The organism is Acinetobacter sp. ME22, from assembly GCF_022012315.1.
Lineage (GTDB): Bacteria > Pseudomonadota > Gammaproteobacteria > Pseudomonadales > Moraxellaceae > Acinetobacter > Acinetobacter brisouii_A.
This window is the reverse complement of the sequence record NZ_JAKLTL010000003.1, coordinates 245,884-263,858: the sequence shown is the minus strand read 5'-3', so window position 1 is coordinate 263,858 and position 17,975 is coordinate 245,884. Positions and strand designations below refer to the sequence as shown.

General features: G+C 43.0%; 17 protein-coding genes. 9 read left to right on the top strand and 8 right to left on the bottom strand.

Annotated elements, in window-relative coordinates; genetic code table 11:
* The first annotated feature begins 150 nt into the window (after positions 1-150).
* Positions 151-801 (top strand): HEPN domain-containing protein, encoded by a 651-nt coding sequence (locus LVY74_RS06220; protein ID WP_237814309.1) that lies wholly within the window; start codon positions 151-153, stop codon positions 799-801.
* On the opposite strand, the gene LVY74_RS06215 is transcribed toward LVY74_RS06220, so the two are convergent.
* Positions 789-1,991, bottom strand: coding sequence for an MFS transporter (locus LVY74_RS06215; protein ID WP_237814307.1), 1,203 nt, complete (start codon positions 1,989-1,991; stop codon positions 789-791). The two genes, LVY74_RS06220 and LVY74_RS06215, sit on opposite strands and share 13 nt — an antisense overlap.
* 15 nt (positions 1,992-2,006) lie before the next feature.
* On the bottom strand, positions 2,007-2,435 hold the full coding sequence (locus LVY74_RS06210) for a RidA family protein (RefSeq protein ID WP_237814306.1): 429 nt from the start codon (positions 2,433-2,435) through the stop codon (positions 2,007-2,009).
* A gap of 68 nt (positions 2,436-2,503) precedes the next feature.
* Between LVY74_RS06210 and soxR the strand changes: the two genes are divergently transcribed.
* Positions 2,504-2,998, top strand: coding sequence for a redox-sensitive transcriptional activator SoxR (gene soxR, locus LVY74_RS06205; protein WP_237814304.1), 495 nt, complete (start codon positions 2,504-2,506; stop codon positions 2,996-2,998).
* Here soxR and LVY74_RS06200 read toward each other — a convergent pair.
* Positions 2,967-3,893, bottom strand: a complete 927-nt coding sequence (locus LVY74_RS06200) for a DMT family transporter (protein ID WP_237814303.1) — start codon at positions 3,891-3,893, stop codon at positions 2,967-2,969. The two genes, soxR and LVY74_RS06200, sit on opposite strands and share 32 nt — an antisense overlap.
* Positions 3,894-4,124: 231 nt before the next feature.
* Between LVY74_RS06200 and LVY74_RS06195 the strand changes: the two genes are divergently transcribed.
* The 5 genes from LVY74_RS06195 (at position 4,125) to LVY74_RS06175 (ending at position 10,165) form a co-directional block, all read left to right on the top strand.
* Positions 4,125-5,252: a Re/Si-specific NAD(P)(+) transhydrogenase subunit alpha gene (locus tag LVY74_RS06195; RefSeq protein ID WP_151709359.1), complete on the top strand. Its 1,128-nt coding sequence runs from the start codon at positions 4,125-4,127 to the stop codon at positions 5,250-5,252.
* A gap of 11 nt (positions 5,253-5,263) precedes the next feature.
* On the top strand, positions 5,264-5,590 hold the full coding sequence (locus LVY74_RS06190) for a proton-translocating transhydrogenase family protein (protein WP_151709358.1): 327 nt from the start codon (positions 5,264-5,266) through the stop codon (positions 5,588-5,590).
* The gene (locus tag LVY74_RS06185) at positions 5,591-7,045 is read left to right on the top strand and encodes an NAD(P)(+) transhydrogenase (Re/Si-specific) subunit beta (RefSeq protein ID WP_237814302.1); all 1,455 of its coding nucleotides are present in this window, start codon (positions 5,591-5,593) and stop codon (positions 7,043-7,045) included. It begins immediately after the preceding gene.
* 100 nt (positions 7,046-7,145) lie between these two features.
* Positions 7,146-7,832: an XAC2610-related protein gene (locus tag LVY74_RS06180; protein WP_237814300.1), complete on the top strand. Its 687-nt coding sequence runs from the start codon at positions 7,146-7,148 to the stop codon at positions 7,830-7,832.
* A gap of 239 nt (positions 7,833-8,071) precedes the next feature.
* Complete coding sequence (locus tag LVY74_RS06175; protein ID WP_237814298.1) at positions 8,072-10,165, top strand: TonB-dependent siderophore receptor; 2,094 nt, start codon at positions 8,072-8,074, stop codon at positions 10,163-10,165.
* Positions 10,166-10,218: 53 nt separating this feature from the next.
* Here LVY74_RS06175 and rsfS read toward each other — a convergent pair whose 3' ends face one another.
* From rsfS to LVY74_RS06150, 5 genes are all read right to left on the bottom strand, one after another.
* Positions 10,219-10,623, bottom strand: coding sequence for a ribosome silencing factor (rsfS, locus tag LVY74_RS06170; RefSeq protein WP_151709354.1), 405 nt, complete (start codon positions 10,621-10,623; stop codon positions 10,219-10,221).
* Positions 10,624-10,705: 82 nt separating this feature from the next.
* Positions 10,706-11,494 (bottom strand): hydroxypyruvate isomerase family protein, encoded by a 789-nt coding sequence (locus LVY74_RS06165; protein WP_237814297.1) that lies wholly within the window; start codon positions 11,492-11,494, stop codon positions 10,706-10,708.
* 3 nt (positions 11,495-11,497) lie between these two features.
* Positions 11,498-12,379, bottom strand: coding sequence for an NAD(P)-dependent oxidoreductase (locus LVY74_RS06160; RefSeq protein ID WP_237814295.1), 882 nt, complete (start codon positions 12,377-12,379; stop codon positions 11,498-11,500).
* A gap of 16 nt (positions 12,380-12,395) precedes the next feature.
* On the bottom strand, positions 12,396-13,190 hold the full coding sequence (locus tag LVY74_RS06155) for a crotonase/enoyl-CoA hydratase family protein (protein ID WP_237814294.1): 795 nt from the start codon (positions 13,188-13,190) through the stop codon (positions 12,396-12,398).
* 72 nt (positions 13,191-13,262) lie between these two features.
* Positions 13,263-16,061 (bottom strand): GacS-like sensor histidine kinase, encoded by a 2,799-nt coding sequence (locus LVY74_RS06150; RefSeq protein WP_237814292.1) that lies wholly within the window; start codon positions 16,059-16,061, stop codon positions 13,263-13,265.
* Between the two features lie 150 nt (positions 16,062-16,211).
* Here LVY74_RS06150 and cysM point away from each other — a divergent pair, with 150 nt between their 5' ends.
* Positions 16,212-17,141 carry a cysteine synthase CysM gene (gene cysM, locus LVY74_RS06145; RefSeq protein ID WP_237814291.1) on the top strand — a complete coding sequence of 310 codons (930 nt, stop codon included), beginning with the start codon at positions 16,212-16,214 and terminating at the stop codon, positions 17,139-17,141.
* 9 nt (positions 17,142-17,150) lie between these two features.
* Positions 17,151-17,969, top strand: coding sequence for a 3'-5' exonuclease (locus tag LVY74_RS06140; RefSeq protein ID WP_151709348.1), 819 nt, complete (start codon positions 17,151-17,153; stop codon positions 17,967-17,969).
* Positions 17,970-17,975: the final 6 nt, after the last annotated feature.

Sequence of the window (17,975 nt, the reverse complement as noted above, 5' to 3'; positions counted from 1 at the left end):
AAAATCTGCTCGAAAAATGGAGTTTTTATTCAGTAAATTCGTTGAAACAGTTAAGCTGATGATAAATTGTACGACCAGTCATACGAAATAATTGCTGCTAAAAATTGATCGGCGTATGCTGAAATAAAATACGAAGCCAAGGTTTAAGCGATGTATTTATTAGAAGAAATTTTTAAAAACCATAAGCATCTCTATTCGGAAAAGTTCAATTTGAGAATGCAACGGGGACTCAGTTGGTTAAGAAAAGCCAAAGAGCTTGATCAGGATGTGGATTTACAGTTTGTGAGTTTGTGGATCGCATTTAATGCGGTTTATGCTGAAAATCTACAGGAAACTTTGGATGAAGATCAGCAGCATCTCAGGCAATTTTTGCTCAGATTATATGGGGTAGATCAGGAGCGACGTATTGAGCGTTATGTCTGGAAAAACTGTAGTCGAAGTATTATTGACTGGTCAAATCATCCTTACTTTGATCAGAAGCAGTGGGATTTTCAAAATCAAAAAATTGATAAACAGGCATGGCAAACACATTCTATTTTAAATCAACAACGTGTACAGCAAGCCCTTGCTGAACATGATACTGTGGAATTATTACTGATTGTTTTTAGTCGGCTCTATACTTTGCGAAATCAAATTGTACATGGTGGCTCAGCCTATAACAGTGAGATTATGCGCCGACATCTTAGAATTGCCAGTCAGGTATTAATGACTTTACTCACCCAGTTTATACATGTTTTTCTTGAACATGGTCATGAACTAGATCGAGAAAAGCCATTTTATCCGATGGTTCAGGTGTGTTGAGCGGTTTTGGCTTGTCGACCATAACAGATGAAGTCGAGTAGGGCGAAGCTACTGCAAAATACGGCCAGCCCTAAACCTGCTAAACAAGTGTACATCCAGCCACCATGATTCCATGCATAAGTGCCCAGTGCTGAACCTGTGGCTGCGCCTGCAAAATACAGTGTCATATAAATAGAGTTTAGGCGCGATTTTGCAGTGGGGCGAATCCGAAAAATAATGTTCTGATTGCAAGAGTGTACAAAAGCCAGTCCTAAGTTGGCTGTTGCAAAGCCCGCAATGTAAAGCCAAATACTGTAGCTAGAGAAGTAGAACATTAGCCAGCTTGAAAGCAGGAGTACACAGCCCAACGTGGTAAATAACGTGCCATAGCCGCGATCAGCATATTTGCCCACATACTGTGCTGACAGTGCGCCAAACACTCCCACTAAGCTGACCATTCCAATCAATGAATCAGCTAAATGAAATGGCGTTGCCGATAAATACACAGCAATCGTCGAGTAAATTACACTCATTGAAGCAAATGCACCTGCACCGACATAGGCACGAAAATTCAGGCGACGCTCCTCAATCATCAATGTTGCCATCGACTTGAAGATTTCACGATAAGGCATCTGTTGGCGCATGGTGTAGGGGAGTTCGCGTTTGAGTTGATACGCCAAGCCGAAAATCAAAATCGCACTCATGATATAAATCAGTTTCCAGTGAAATAAGTTGGACAGTAAGCCTGACAAACTGGTTGAGAGCAAAATGCCAACCAGTAGGCCACTCATCAGGAAGCCAACCACTTCGCCAATTTTTTCAGGTTTAACCGTCATGGTGGCAAATGGAATTAAAACCTGTGCTGCGACTGAAAATAATCCTGTCATCATGGTGCCGAGCCAAAGCATAGGTAGATTGATGGCACAGGCGCAAAGGCATAAGCCTATACCCGCCAACCCCATCAGCGTTGGAATGAATTTGCGTTTATCGGCAATATCGCCGAGCGGCACAATCAGCAACAAACCTAAAGCATAAGAAAGTTGAGCGAGTGTGACAGTGAGCTGTGCTTGAGCGGCATCGACCTGAAAATATTGCTGAATTGAGTGAATTAAAGGTTGGCTAAAATAATTTGCCCCTGCGGTTAAGCCACAAGCCAACGCCATCAGCCACAGCAGTTTTTTGTTTTGACTAATATCGGAAATTTCATGCATACACTGTCTCAGCAATCAAAAAGTATAGGCGGTTGCTTCAACTTCAAACAACATACGATTTAAAGCGAGTCCCGAAACAGGAATAAGGGTACACGCAGGAAAGGCGTGATTACGCCATAATTGCTGCATAATCTCAATTAAAACAGCATGTTTTTCAGTAGTATGCTCAACAATCAGCACCCGCAATACAGCAATATCATGTAATTTTGCATGGGCAGCAGCCAAAGCTGTTTCAAGGTTGCGAAAGGCTTGCCAGACTTGTTGGGCGAAGATCGGAGATAATTCACCATCGATGCTTTCGCCGCCTTGCCCTGCAACATGCACAATCCGCTTAAAATTTTGCACACTGACGACATGGCTGTAAGCAAATGGTTCTGGGTTGTAGAGTTGTTCGGGATTGATGATTTGAATAAGCTTGTTATTTTTTAAGATGCTAGTTTTCATTGGAGTGATACTGACTTAGTTTTGGTCATGCTAGTATCAAAGCTCAAGTTAGCTTGAGGTCAAGAAAAATGTCAGAAAACTCTGCTCAAGTCTTTATTACGATTGGTGAATTGGCAAAACGCAGTGGTGTAAGTGTGGCAACCCTTCGTTTTTATGAAGAAAAACAACTGATTTGGAGTACCCGAACCAATGGCAATCAGCGTCGTTATTTGCGGGCAATGCTGCGTCGAGTTGCGATTATTAAAGTCGCGCAATCCGTTGGAATTTCTTTGGATGAAATCCGTCAGGCATTTACAGTGTTGCCCGATCATCGGGTGGCATCGAAACAAGACTGGCAAAACATGTCGAGTGTCTGGAAAACTCAACTCGATGAGAAAATTCAAACCTTGTTACAGTTAAGGCAGCAATTGGATTGGTGTATTGGATGTGGTTGTTTATCTTTAGATCAATGCCCATTGCGAAATCCAGATGATTATCTGGCAAAGCAATCTGCGGGAGCGCATTTCCAGCAGATTTTGGCATTGCTTGATGCTAATGTTTTAGACGATGCTTACTTAGACTGATCAGCATAATTCCAATAATGTTGAGTCCACAGCCAAGCCATTGCCATGCATTAAGATGCTCATTTAAAAATAAAACAGCCAATAAAATGGTCAATATTGGCCCAATCGCAGCAATCATGGCGGATTGTGATGCACCAATACGGGCAATACTTTGCATCAGTAAAACGGTAGGCAGTACCGTTACGAATAAACCCAGTCCAATTCCATAAGCCCAAACCCCGATCGGAAGTTGTGTGACAAGCTGCAATGGGTGTGGTGTTGCCAGTAGAAAATGTACCAGTGTGCCAATGCACGCAATGCTGAGCGCGAGTCCTGTGAAATTTGAAGCACCAAATTTTTCAATCAGTCGAGGTGTTAGAAGTAGGTAGCAAGCAAAGGCAATAGCGCTGGCAAACACTAAACTGGCACCTAACCAAAAATTGCTCTGCATTGGTGCATGATTTTGCTCTTGGAGCATCACAATCACCGTGCCTCCATAACTTAGCAAAATGGCAATATACGCTTTTAGTCGTAAGGGTTGTTTGTAAATCAGGCTCGATGCGATCACGGTCAAAGTGGGGTACAAAAATAAGATGATTCGCTCTAAAGAAGCGCTAATGTACATCAAACCGATAAAGTCGAGCCAACTGGCAAAGTAATAACCGAGTAAGCCTGAGAGGATGAGAAGCCCCCAGTCTTTTACCTCAAGTCTTTGTCTTTGCTTGCGAAAGTACCATGCGATGATTAAGAAAAAAGGCAGTGCGCTGCCCATACGAAGTGCCATCAAGACAGTGGCATCTACCTGAGATGACAAGGCGTAGGCTTGTTTAATAAAAATGGCTTTTGAACTAAATAAAAATGCAGCACAGAGCGCAAAAACAGAGCCAATTTGATTGCGTGAGAATGAGATAGGCATGAAATATGGTGAAGAATTGATCTTCAATGGAGTGAGGCAAAACTCTACTATTTTATACGCTTGAGTCACTATTAATAAGCATTAAATGGAAATATGCTCATTTATTAAATAAATAATGGGTGGTATTTTTTAAAAGTTTGATTAGAATCCAATCAATCCGAATCAAAAATGGGAGAAACATTGCAGTTCGCGATGTTTTTAACACTGAAACTAGCCTGAGGAACATGCTCAATGCAAATCGGAATTCCTATGGAAACAGTTGCTGGAGAGAGTCGAGTTGCTGCGACCCCTGAAACTGTAAAGAAGTTGGTTGGCGCTGGTCATCGCGTAGTCATTGAAAAAGATGCTGGTGCTAAAGCCGCATATTTAAATGATGCTTATACGCAGGTTGGCGCAACAATAGCTGAAGATGCCTATCAAGGCAGTCAGATTATTTTGAAAGTTCGTGCACCCCAAGCGGATGAAATCAGCAAGATTTCTGCGAACACAGCCGTTATTGCAATGTTTGACCCGTATCGCAATACGGAACTTGAACAGTTTGCCACCCAACAGATTTCTGCATTTGCATTGGAATTGTTGCCTCGAACCTTATCTCGTGCGCAAAACATGGACGTCTTGTCCTCTCAGGCAAACTTGGCAGGTTATAAATCAGTTTTACTTGCTGCCAATGAATATCAGCGTATGTTCCCTATGCTCATGACCGCAGCGGGTACCGTAAAACCTGCACGTGTGGTGGTGATGGGTGTCGGTGTGGCAGGTCTGCAAGCGATTGCGACCGCAAAGCGTTTAGGTGCAGTGGTTGAAGCAACCGATTTGCGTCCAACTGCTAAAGATCAGGTTGAATCTTTAGGTGGGAAATGGCTTGACGTGCCAATGTCTGAGGAAGAGCAACAGCGTGCTGCGGATGCGGCAAAAAATGGCTATGGCTGGACACCGGGTGAGCAATACATTAAAGATCAGGCTGCCATTGTCGATAAAGCGGTTGCTAATGCAGACATCGTCATTACCACAGCACTTTTGCCAGGGCGTAATGCACCGCGTTTAATCAAAGCGGAAACTGTTGCCAAAATGAAAGCAGGTTCTGTGATTCTGGACATGGCGGTAGAAACAGGTGGTAACGTCGAAGGTTCAAAAGTTGGTGAAACCGTGACCACTGAAAATGGCGTGAAAATTCTGGGTGTACCGAATATTCCAGCCACTGTAGCAACTGAAGCTTCGGCACTCTATGCCCGTAACGTTTTTAATTTCCTTGAAACACTTTTTGATAAAGATAAAAACTTCTTGATTAATCAGGAAGATGAAATTCAAAAAGCCTTATTGGTTACTCATGGCGGCACACTGCTGTTCAAGCGCGGTTAAGGGGAATTCTCATGGTTGAAACCATTACGATTTTTGTGTTGGCGATTTTTGTCGGTTACTACGTGGTTTGGGGGGTAACGCCTGCTTTGCATACGCCGTTGATGGCGGTGACCAATGCGTTGTCATCGATCATTGTGGTCGGTGCAATGTTGCAAACTGTGGGTATGCCTGCATTGGGTATTGAAGCCAATGTGCAATTCCAAAGCATTAACGTGGTCAGTGTGCTGGGTGCGATTGCGGTGTTTCTTGCCAGTATTAATATTTTTGGTGGCTTTGCGGTGACTGCGCGCATGCTGGAAATGTTTAAACCAAAGCAAAAAAATAAAGAGGGCGGCTAAATGGAATTTATTCGAGCGAATGCAGATTGGTTCTACCTCATCGGTGCTGTCCTCTTTATTTTAACGCTACGTGGTTTGTCGAGTCCGAAAACTGCAATTAAGGGTAACCGTTACGGCATGATCGCGATGGCAATCGCGGTATTGAGTACCTTTTTTGTTGCAGATCATCCTGTGGTTTGGATGATTGGTGGCGCGATGGTGTTGGGTGCGGTGGTCGGTATTGCTCGTGCACGTACTGTTCCAATGACACAAATGCCTGAAACTGTGGCGTTAATGCACTCTTTGGTGGGTTTATCTGCGGTGTTGATCGCAGTGGCAGCCATTTTGCATAACAACCAACTTTCAGTTTTATTTGAACAAAATGAAGCAGCGTTAACTGCCGCAGGTGTTCAACATGCACACATGAGCAAAGTTCATTTATTTGAATTGTTTGTGGGGTGTTTTGTTGGTGCGATTACCTTTACAGCTTCAGTCTTTGCTTATGGCAAACTGGCTGCGAAAAAATGGGCAAAAACCATTGCAGGTGCTTGGGTCAAACCTGTACAGGCAACTTTATTTGTTGCGATGTTGGCATGTGGTTTTTACTTCTTTAGCACGGGTAGCATGCCTGCATTCTGGGCAATGACCGCACTTGCACTTGCACTCGGTTGGGTCTGGATTGCCCCTGTGGGTGGTGGTGATATGCCAGTGGTGGTATCACTTCTCAACTCATTCTCAGGTTGGGCGGCAGCAGGAATTGGCTTCACTCTTGAAAACAACATGCTAATCGTCGCAGGTTCATTGGTTGGTTCATCAGGTGCGATTCTGTCTTACATTATGTGTAAAGCCATGAACCGTAACATCCTCAATGTGTTGTTTGGTGGAGCGATGGGCGGTGCAGCAACTGGTGCAAAAGCATCTGGTGAGCAAGTACAACGTAACTACCGTTCAGGTTCAGCAGATGATGCAGGCTTCCTGATGTCAAATGCCGATAGCGTGGTGATTGTTCCGGGTTATGGTATGGCACAAGGTCGTGCACAAAACGCAGTCAAAGAATTGGCAAACTTGCTTAAAGAGCATGGCGTGAAGGTTCGTTTTGCGATTCACCCTGTGGCAGGTCGTATGCCGGGTCACATGAACGTATTGTTGGCAGAGGCCGATGTGCCGTATGAAGACATCTTGGAAATGGACGAGATTAACTCAGACTTTCCTGCAACCGATGTGGTGTTGGTGATTGGTGCCAATGATGTAGTGAACCCTGCGGCAAAAGATGATCCAAATTCACCGATCTATGGCATGCCAATTTTGGAAGCACATAAAGCGCGGACTATCTTGGTGATCAAACGCTCTATGGCAACAGGTTATGCAGGTTTGGACAATGACTTGTTCTATAATGAAAAAACCATGATGGTATTTGGCGATGCGAAGAAAGTGGTTGAAGATATGACCAAAGCCATTAATGGTACAGGTCACTAATCGCAATTCGCTCACATTCAAAGAAACCACCTTCGGGTGGTTTTTTGTTGGGTATGAATTTGATTAAAATACAGCTTTAAAGAATTAAATTGATTTGAAAATGAAAAAAACAACACTTTGCTTTCTAGGATGTTTATTGAGCTTTTCGCTACAGGCACAACGCTTCGAAATAAAAAATGCATCTAAGTTTTATGATGCAAAAATAGATGTGGGTTGTGAACAAAAAGAGTGCTCAGGGCATGCCAAAATTGAGTTATATAAAAAGGGTCAAAAGCAGGTCTTTCAACGCTTTGAGTCGGATGGTTTAAGCATGGAACTCGATCAGCATGGAAAGCCGTCTTCAAATATTGTGCAAATGTATGGTGAGCAAAGTGCATTGATATTTGATGATTTTAATTTCGATGGACAGCAGGATTTGGCGATTCGAAGTGGTGATGATGGGCCTTATGGTGGACCAACTTATGATATTTACGTCTTTAATCGGACACGCCATGCGTTTGTTTTGAGTGCAGAACTTTCAGATCTAACCCAAGAAAACTTGGGGATGTTTTCTGTAGATGCAAAGCACAAACGTCTTGAAGTCATGAATAAAAGTGGCTGTTGTTGGCATCTTTGGCAACAATATCAAGTTGTACCAAACAAAGGTTTAAAACTGGTCTATACGCGTGAAGAAGATGCGATGTCGACGATGGGTGAGAAAGTGATTGTGACTGAGCGAAAACTGATTCAAGGTAAATGGAAAACGACAGTGAAAAAATACCCAATCAAAACTTACTATGGCGAATAATTTAAATTTTTCTTGTATTGATTATTTATTTTTACTAAATGGAAATTTTAAACAACTGTATTTGTTTATATTTTTAAATAATTGATTTAATTTTTATCAGTATTAATTAAATCATTGCTTTTGCATTTATTTTTATGAATTTGGCACCAATATAACAAGATTTTAAATTCATTATTGAGAAAGATTATTAATAAGTTTAATATTTGCAAACAATTTTACGCTGATATTTTTTAGATTTTATGAATAAACCTTTCTTGTTTGTGCCAAGCAGTTTGGCTTTGGCGCTGATGGCGATCACACAGCCTGTTTTTGCCGACGATAATGTGCTTCCAACCATTACTGTTGCTGCAAATAAGACTGTAAAAGACAGTTATGTGGCGACCACAACTCAAAGTTTGAAATCTGAACAACCCCTGTTTAAAACTGCAAAATCGGTTTCTGTGGTGACGCGTGAACAGATTCAAGAAAAACAGGCGATGAGTTTGACCGATGCGATTCAAGGGGTGTCGGGTGTAATCTCTGCGCCATTGGGTCGTCGTGGTTCAGATGATTTTATTATTCGTGGTCAACTGTCTTCCGATGCAATTTATGTCGATGGTTTGCGTCAGGCGCAAGCTTCTGATTCTGCAAGTAATATTACAGGTCTAGAGCGTATTGAAGTGGTGAAAGGGCCAGATTCGATGGACTTTGGGCAAACTGCACCAGGGGGAATCGTCAATCTGGTCACAAAACGTCCTGTTCAGGATAATTTTAATCAGGTTGATGTACGTTATGGGAGTGATAACTTGCGTCAGGTTGGTTTCGACACCAACCATACCATTGAAGGTTCTGACAAGGCTGCATGGCGTTTAAATGCGACCTATTCTGATCAGGACGATCCGACAGATTATGTTTATTTTAAAAACTTTTATATCTCGCCATCTTATAATTTTGATCTAGGTGATCAAACTGATCTGTCTGTAATCGCAAGTTATAGTCACAAGGAATACGTTCGTCAGCAAGGTTTACCTGTCTATGGCAGTATTTTGTCGAATAGCAATGGTTCGGTAAATCGTCATTTATTTATTGGTGAACCGAGTGTAGATCCATATATTTCAGATGTTTATCGAATTGGCTATAACTTTAAGCATGTGTTTGATAATGGCTGGACATTTAAACAGAACTTTGCTGTTCAAAAATCACGTTTAGATGGTCAAGGGGTATTTATTAGTAAATCAACCGCAACCAGTAGCACCATTACCCGTCAAGGGCGTGATCAGCATTATGATGATCTCAATGTCAGTATCGACAACAATGTTGCGAATACTTTTGAGATTGCAGGTATGCAGCATCATATTATGCTTGGCCTAGATGCGATGCATGATACCCGTGATGTATGGAACTATAACTGTACCATTAGTTCTTTAAATATTTATTCGCCAAGTTATACCAGTAAAGATTGGTGCGCGACCAAAACCTTGCGTAGTGATAGTGTTGAAACGACACTGCAAACCATGGGCTTGTATTTTAGAGACAAGATTGATGTTACTGATCGCTTTAATGTGAATTTAGGTTTGCGTCATGACTGGGCTTCAGTCGATGCCAAAAGCCATTATGATGGCTCAAAGGACAGTAAAGATAGCCATGCATTTTCAGGAAGTATTGCGGGACTGTATACCTTTAATGACTGGGTTTCGCCTTATGTGAGTTATTCGACATCGTTCTTACCTGTGACTGATGTGGATGTTAATGGTAATGTCTTTGATCCTGAAAAAGCCAAACAATATGAAGTCGGCTTTAAATTTCAAGCATTGGATCAACGTTTGCAGGCAAGTTTAGCGTGGTTTGATCTCACTCGTTTCAATGTGGTATCGGCTGATGCAAATGGAGATAATTACCAGACAGGTGAGGAAAACACCCAAGGGATCGAAACAGAATTAACTGCACGCGTGTTGCCAAATTGGGTGGTTAGTGCCAACTATACCTATTTGCCGACTGCACGTATCATAGATAATGAAATTGCAAGCTATATTGGTAAACGCTTAAACAATGTTTCAAAGCAAATGTTCAACTTGTCTACCCGTTATGAATTTAACCAAGGTGCATTGAATGGTTGGTTTATTGGTGGCGGTGTGCGTAGCGAGTCGAAGAAAAGCAGCTATAAATATGACTACACCATTCCGGGGTATGCATTATTTGATGCTGAAGTCGGCTATAAGGCTCGTAACTGGCAAGCGAGTGTCAATGCAAAAAATATTTTCAACACTGAGTACTATGCAGGTGGTGTAAGTAATTATGTCGTGACCTTGGGGGATGAGCGTCAGGTTAATTTAAACTTGAGCTTCAAATTCTGATCTTGGTATTAGATGTAAAAAAAGCGACTCATTTGAGTCGCTTTTTTAATTTTTTATGCTACTGACGCATCTGGAGTGCGCCATAAGCTTTCTAAATCATAGAATTTACGTGCGGTTGGTAGCATCACGTGTACTACAACATAACCGAGATCGATTAAGATCCACTCAGCATCACGTTCGCCTTCGATACCGATTGGGCGAAAGCCTGCTTTACGCGCTTCTTCTGCGACGTTGTCTGCAAGGGCTTTTACGTGGCGAGTTGATGTGCCGCTAGCAATCACGATCGCATCTGCGACATTGCTGATGCTGCTGACATCAAGTTCAATAATATCTTTGGCTTTTACATCTTGAAGGGCATTACGGATGGCATTCAAGCAAGCGCTCACATCTTGAGTTTGTGTATCTACCACTGCGTGGTTGTGAGAATTAGAAGCGCCGGGCGATGGTTCTAAATTCATAAGAGGTATGTTTGTCCTGACAATTACTCACTGTGAACTATAGCCTTTTTGCGCCAAAAATTCAAATTTTGCTACGAAATGATCAGGATATATTTGCAAAAAATTGTGTTTTCCACGCAAAACTCTGTTCTGAGTGATTGCTTGGTTTATATTCAGCAGCGACATAACCCTGATAGTTGCTGTGTTTAAGCCAATAGAAAATTTTATTGAATGCGATTTCACCCGTATTCGGTTCGTGGCGGTTTGGGCAATCTGCAAATTGAATATGTCCAATTTGAGTAATATTCTCTTGCAAGCCTTCAAGGACATCTTCACCCATCATTGCCATGTGGTAGCAGTCATATTGCATTTTTAGCGCAGGGTTATTCACTACATCCATCATGTCTTGAGCTTGGGCAATATTTTGAATCAGAAAGCGCGGCATATCTGTACCATTGACCATTTCAAAGACAGGTTGAATGTGATAATCCGTCAAGATATGAGCAGCAAGTTTCAGATTTTTCGATAGAATTTCTAAACAGGGCAGTAAGTCGGCATCAATGGGTTGTTTACCTGCTAAAAGGTTAACACTCGGAACATTCAGCAATGTCGCATAGCGAACTGCATGCTGCACAGCATGGTAAAATTCGCGTTCACGCCCAGGAATGCCCGCCAAGCCGTTTCCACCTTGCATGAGGTCACCGACTGGTGCATTAATCAAGCATAATGATAGCTGATGCTGTTCAAGTTGTTGTCGAATCTGTTCGATACTGAGTTCATAAGGAAACTGAATTTCCACATGATCAAAACCATGTTTCCGAGCCAGTGCAAAACGCTCAATCAGTGGGACTTCAGTGAAAATCATGGACAAGTTGACGGCAAGTTTATTCATGTTTTATTCCTCCGCCGTAGCAGGTTGCTTGACCTGCTCAATTATTGTGGATAAATCCTGTTCAGCATAACCATGTTGCTGGTGGTTTTTCAGTTGTTGTAATGCACGTTCTGCAACAGGAATATCCAGTTGATATTGCTGTGCTAAAGACACGGCATTTTGTAGGTCTTTACTGAGGGTTTGTACTTTCCATTGTACAGGTTGATACTGGGCGGTTGCCATACGTAGAGCTAAAATTTGAAAGGGTTTGGAGTCGGCAAAACCATTGGCTAAGGCAGGCGCGAGAAGTCGAGTATCCACGCCCGCTTGTTCTGCCAGCGCAACAGCCTCGGCAATCAGTGTGCTATTTGCTGCGACAATCAGTTGGTTACAGATTTTGGTGGCCTGACCTGTTCCGACATCACCCATGCGTGTGACACGTTGTGAAAGTGCGGCATAAAGCGGTTGGAGTTGCGTAATGATCTCAGCGTCGCCACCTGCAAAAATTACCAAGCTGCCTTGTTCTGCACCTGCGGTTCCGCCTGAAACAGGCGAGTCAATCCAAGTAATCTGCTGTTCGGCTGCAAGTTTTGCCAGTTCAAGGGTTTTATTGACCGATAGACTCGAGAAATCCACTATGATTTGACCCGCTTGCAAATACGGTTGAATCTGTTCAAAGACATGTTCGACCGCAGTATCATCGGCAAGGCAAACCAAAATCACAGGATAATCTGCAATGTGCTGCAAGTTAAGTTGGCTTGCACCTTGTTCGATTAAAGGCTGGCAGGCGGCAGGGCTACGATTCCAAACAGCAACTTCAAAATCTGCTGCCAATAGTCGGCTTGTCATGCGGCTACCCATTAAGCCCATTCCCAGAAATGCGATTTTTTGTGGACATCCAGTCATTGTTCATTCTCTATATTTAATCTTGAAATTGCCGTTTTAGATAGGTGGTTTCGGGTGCTTTATCTTTGAGTCGTGCAAGTCGACTATTTTTACCAAGAATTAGCTTGAGTTGCCAAATCTTTTCACTGCGTAAAGCCATTTTTAGCGGTTGATGCAGCATGCTGTTGAGTACAGATTTGGCTGCCATGACAGCATCGGGTGAGCGCGTCGCAATTTCTTCTGCTAAAGCTTGTGCGCGTTGCAATGGTGATTCATCAAGATGACTGACTAAACCAATCTGTTTGGCGTAGGGCGCATCAAAAATTCGAGCGCTAAAGGTCAGCTCTTTGGCGAGGTCAATGCTGACTAAGCCTTTCAGGGACTGGGTGAGTCCCATGTCGGGTACTAAACCCCAGCGGCTTTCCATGATTGAAAACTGGGTATTTGGATGGCTAATGCGGATATCTGCGGCCAAAGCCAGTTGCATGCCTGCACCAAAGCAATAGCCTTCCAGTACGGCAATCACAGGAACGGGCAGTTGTTGCCAGACCAAAAATGCTTTTTGAAACAAACTTTGCTGCGGTTTAACCAGTTCCCATAAGGCGAAAGCTCGTTGTTTGGGAGAGTTTAAATCACTCAGGTCAATGCCTGCGCTAAAGACCTGTGCTTCACCTGTCAAAATCACAGCACGAACATGGCGATCACGACGCAAGCGCTGTGCTGTCTCATAAAGTTCTTTAAGTAAGGCAAAGCTCATGGCGTTGCGTTTATCTGGACGGTTGAGATAAACGGTGACGATATTATTGTTGTTTTCAATGCGTAGTAAAGACATGTTGAGCTTCATCCTGAGGTCAATATCTACCGAGTGTAACAGAGCTAGTCACTCGGCAGATTGACAGCTCAGTCACTTATGTAAAATGCTTTGTGCGGCATGCTCAGTTTGGCTAATCACCAAGGTGAGTTCATCGAAGTGTTTAAGCACATCTTGAATGAAAGCATCATCTGCAACGCGGCGCTCTTTACGCAAGATAGAGACAAATTGCTCAAATTCACCCGAAACTTTCTGAAGTTTAGGCGCACCTACATAACGCGTCGCACCATAGAGTCGATGCAGCACATGTTCGAGTTGAGGAAAATCCTCTAGCTCAATCAATTGTTGCATTTCATTTAGCTCAGTCTTAAAGCTATCCACCAACATTTGCAACAGATCGAGTGCCAAATCTTCTTTGTTGGCTGCAAGTTGCAAACTTTGTTGCCAGTCTAAAATTTCAGGATCGAGGTTCTCAATCGCTGAATTTTGTGCAGGCTTGTTGGTATTTTCAGTAAATTGCTGTTTAGTGTACAGCGTTAAAATCTGGATAAGCTGTTCAATCTGAATCGGTTTTGAAACATAATCATCCATGCCTACCGCAAGCAGTTTTTGCTTTTCATCTGCAAGTGCATGCGCAGTCAAAGCAATAATCGGGAAGCGCACATTTTCAAGTGTGGATTCTAAAGAGCGAATCGCGCGCGTGGTATCAATTCCCGACATCACAGGCATTTGAATATCCATAAAGATTAGATCAAATGGCTTTTGCTTTTTGTCTAAACGCTGCTGAATCAGGTTGAGTGCATCTTGCCCACTGAGTGCCTTTGTGGTGGTGACATTCAGTTCACCGAGTAGGGCTTCAAGCACAATCAGGTTTGGTAAATGATCATCGACTGCCAAGACATGCAAACCTTGTCCATCGAAGGATTCTTTATCTTCTTCTTCAAAATTGATCTGATTGTTTAAGAGTTGCAGCAATGAACGACGGCTCAAGGGCTGATAAAGTGGGGTTGCACGAGATTCACTTAAAATATTTGGCTCAAGTGACATTTGGTAGCCATAAACCGCCAAATGCCCCTGATAACGAGTGCGAATTTCCTTGAGTAGAGCGTGCGTGTCGCCACCATGATCGACCACCACCCATGTATATTCGTCTGTCGGTAAGTGGTGCAAGCGACTAAACAAATCCAGCAATGAGAACGCTTCGGTATGGTTGGCGTGATAATTTTCCAAATAATGACGGAAAATATTAGCAGTCGCAGGGTGTGATAAAAATGACACCACATGCACATGGCTAAAGTCGATGGTCGGTGAATCTTGCTCATCATCCACTTTAAATTTCGCGGTAAACCAAAACGTTGAGCCTTTTTCAGTTGGCGCACGTTCTTGGTTGTCTTCAAAACCAATTTGACCATGCATCAAATGCACAAGCTGTTTGGAAATTGCGAGACCTAAACCTGTACCGCCAAATTGACGGGTTACTGAGGCATCGCCTTGTGAGAAGGATTCGAACAGTTTTTTACGGTCATTGCCACTGACGCCAATCCCGCTGTCTTGCACACTAAAGTGAATGGTGCATTCACCGAAGTCATCATGCTCCATGCGTGCGCGCACAATAATTTCGCCTTCTGGGGTGAACTTAATCGCGTTGGAAATCAGGTTGGTTAGAATTTGTTTGAAGCGCAGCACATCACCAATCACTTCACGCGGTAAGTCGTTGGCAAAGTAAAACGCGATATTGATATTTTTTTGCGATGCCAGAGGCGAGAGCATGTCCATCACATCGAACATGGCATCTTCAATCTCAAAAGGTGCGGTTTCGAGTTCGAGTTTGCCTGCATCAATTTTAGAAAAATCGAGGACGTCATTAATCAGTGCGAGCAGATGCGCAGAAGATTTACGAATAGTTTGTAAATACAGATTCTGATCATTACTCAGATTGTTTTGACGCAGCATTAAATGGATAAAGCCATCAATACTGTTAAGCGGTGTACGCAGTTCATGGCTGATATTGGCCAAAAAGACCGATTTCGACTGGTTGGCTGAAACTGCTTGGTCACGTGCCTGACGATAGGTAATGTTCTGCACTTCAAGGGTGTCAAGAGTACGACGCAAGTCATCTTCGGTTTGTTCGGTATGGTCGCGCAGCTCTAAAAAACTGTAATGCAGACGCTTGAGCATATTGGCAAGATCTTTTTGCAATGAACGAAGCTCACCACTACTGTTGACTGCAACCAATTGATCAAGATTGTCGGCATTTAAACGCTGTAGCAGCATGCGCATTTCGTACAGCGGTGCAATCCAGCGCCGTGAATAGAAGTTTAGACACATCATTAGCAATAATAATGTGATAAATACCGTAATTAACAGGACGGTAATCACCCGATAATGGGCAATTTCTAAAGGCTTATTATCGAGTTCAATAATCAGCCAAGCAGGTTGCTGACCTGCGGGTGAAACACGTGCAGCATAAATGCTGTTGTGATGAAGTCGAATCGGACCAATAAAACCACTATTACTCGAAATCTTTGGCCAAGAAAGCTGTGCCTGATACCCGATACTTACCAGTACTTGGTGATCGGTTTTTAATAATGCTGCACGTTGCAAATAAGGCTCATTCAACATCCGCATGAGGATGTTGCGCACCTTTGGTTGTAGCTTGGGTTCTTTTTCAACAGCATAGGCAAGGAGTTCTGCTGTTTTTTGATAGCGGGATAAAATTGCAATTGCAACATGGCGTTGCTGGCTACGAGCAGAGGCAGAGGTTTCTTGAATAACGAGAATACTGCCAACCGCAGCAATAATGGCAATTGGAATAAAAATAAGTGCAACCAACTGCCCATAAGCATGATTGAGTTGTAACCGTTGTAATAAAGATTTTTTCAGTTTTGCCATAACCAATGCAATTTATTCCCCAACCGTCGCATATTAGCATGCTTTCACTTGGCTGTTTGTGCTTTCATGATTTTCAGAAAAAATAGCGAAATGAGTGCAGTAAGCAGGATTTTTTCATACAATATGCCCACCTCGATCAAGGTACATATCATGAGTAATTACAATCCAGACTTTTTCGCAGATGAATTCTTGTTAGATCATTATGTTGGCAAAACCCCATTGGTTCGTTTACAGCGTTTAGCCTGTCATACCAACGCCACGGTACTTGCGAAATTGGAAGGTAATAACCCAGCGGGTTCGGTTAAAGATCGTCCTGCGTACAATATGATTATGCAGGCTGAAAAACGTGGTCAAATTAAGCCAGGCGATACCCTGATTGAAGCGACCAGTGGTAACACAGGAATTGCCTTGGCAATGGTGGCTGCGATGCGTGGCTACAAAATGAAGCTGATTATGCCAAATAACATGAGCCAAGAACGTAAAGATGCAATGTCGGCTTATGGCGCTGAACTCATCGAAGTGACGCAGCAGCAAGGCATGGAAGGCGCGCGTGATTTGGCAATGCAGATGCAGCAAGAGGGGAAAGGTCTGGTACTGAACCAGTTTGGAAACCTTGATAATCCTGAAGCGCATTACCTCACCACTGGCCCAGAAATCTGGCAACAAACTGCTGGAAAAATCACGCATTTTGTCAGTGCAATGGGCACGACAGGCACGATTATGGGTGTGTCTAAATATTTAAAAGAACAAAATCCTGAGATTCAAATTGTTGGTTTGCAACCTGAAGAAGGTTCGAGCATTGCAGGGATTCGTCGCTGGCCGAAAGAATACTTACCAACGATTTTTGATGAATCCCGTATTGACTGCATTATTGATATTCCACAGATTGAAGCAGAAAAAACCATGCGTAAATTGGCGCGTGTTGAAGGCATTAGTGCAGGAACTTCATCGGGTGGGGCAGTGTGGGCATCGTTGAAGATTGCCGAAGAACAACCTGATGCGGTGATTGTCTGCATTATCTGTGACCGTGGCGACCGTTACCTGTCTACAGGCTTATTTTCTGTAGAAGATCAAGAATAGAGAGATGGCATGCGCTTACCCGTTTTAGTATTCGATATTGAAACCATTACCGATTTAAATGCGGGAGCGCATTTGTATCAGTTGCAGGATTTGTCACAAGATGACTTGCAACAGGCTTTAAATAAATTGCGTCGTCAGGAACATGGCACGGATTTTCAGCGGATTCCATTGCATGAAATCGTATGTATTTCAGGTTTGTGGATGGATGAAAAAGGCTTGAAACTGTTTTCATTTAGCCGTGAGCATGATTCTGAAGCGACCATGTTGCAAAAGTTTCTCTCGATTTTTGAAAAGCGCCATCCTGTTTTGGTGAGTTGGAATGGTTCGCAGTTTGATTTACCCGTGATTTTATTCCGTGCCATGTATCACGGTCTGTCTGCGCCTGCCTTGTTTGATCAGGGCGAAATCGACAGTCAAAAGCGCTTTAACAACTATCAAAACCGCTACCATCATCAACATGTCGATCTGATGGATGTGATGGCGATGTTTAATGGGCGTAATTTCCAGAAACTGGATGATATTGCCCAGTTGCTTGGTTTTCCAGGTAAACGTCAAGGTGCGGGTTATTTGGTGCCTGAACAGATTCGTCAGCAGGCATGGGCTGAATTGACCCAGTATTGCGAAGGCGATGTATTAAATACATGGTTGATTTACTTGCGCTGGATGCTACTCAAAGGGCAGCTTTTGGCAGAAGATCACCGCCAGTTGATTGATAATACCATTCAGTATTTGACGACCCAACCTCAGCAGCAAGACTTTTTGGCACAGTGGCAGAAAACTGCTCAATACACGCCATTTAGTTCTCATTTTTTCCCAGTTCAAGATTAGGTTTTT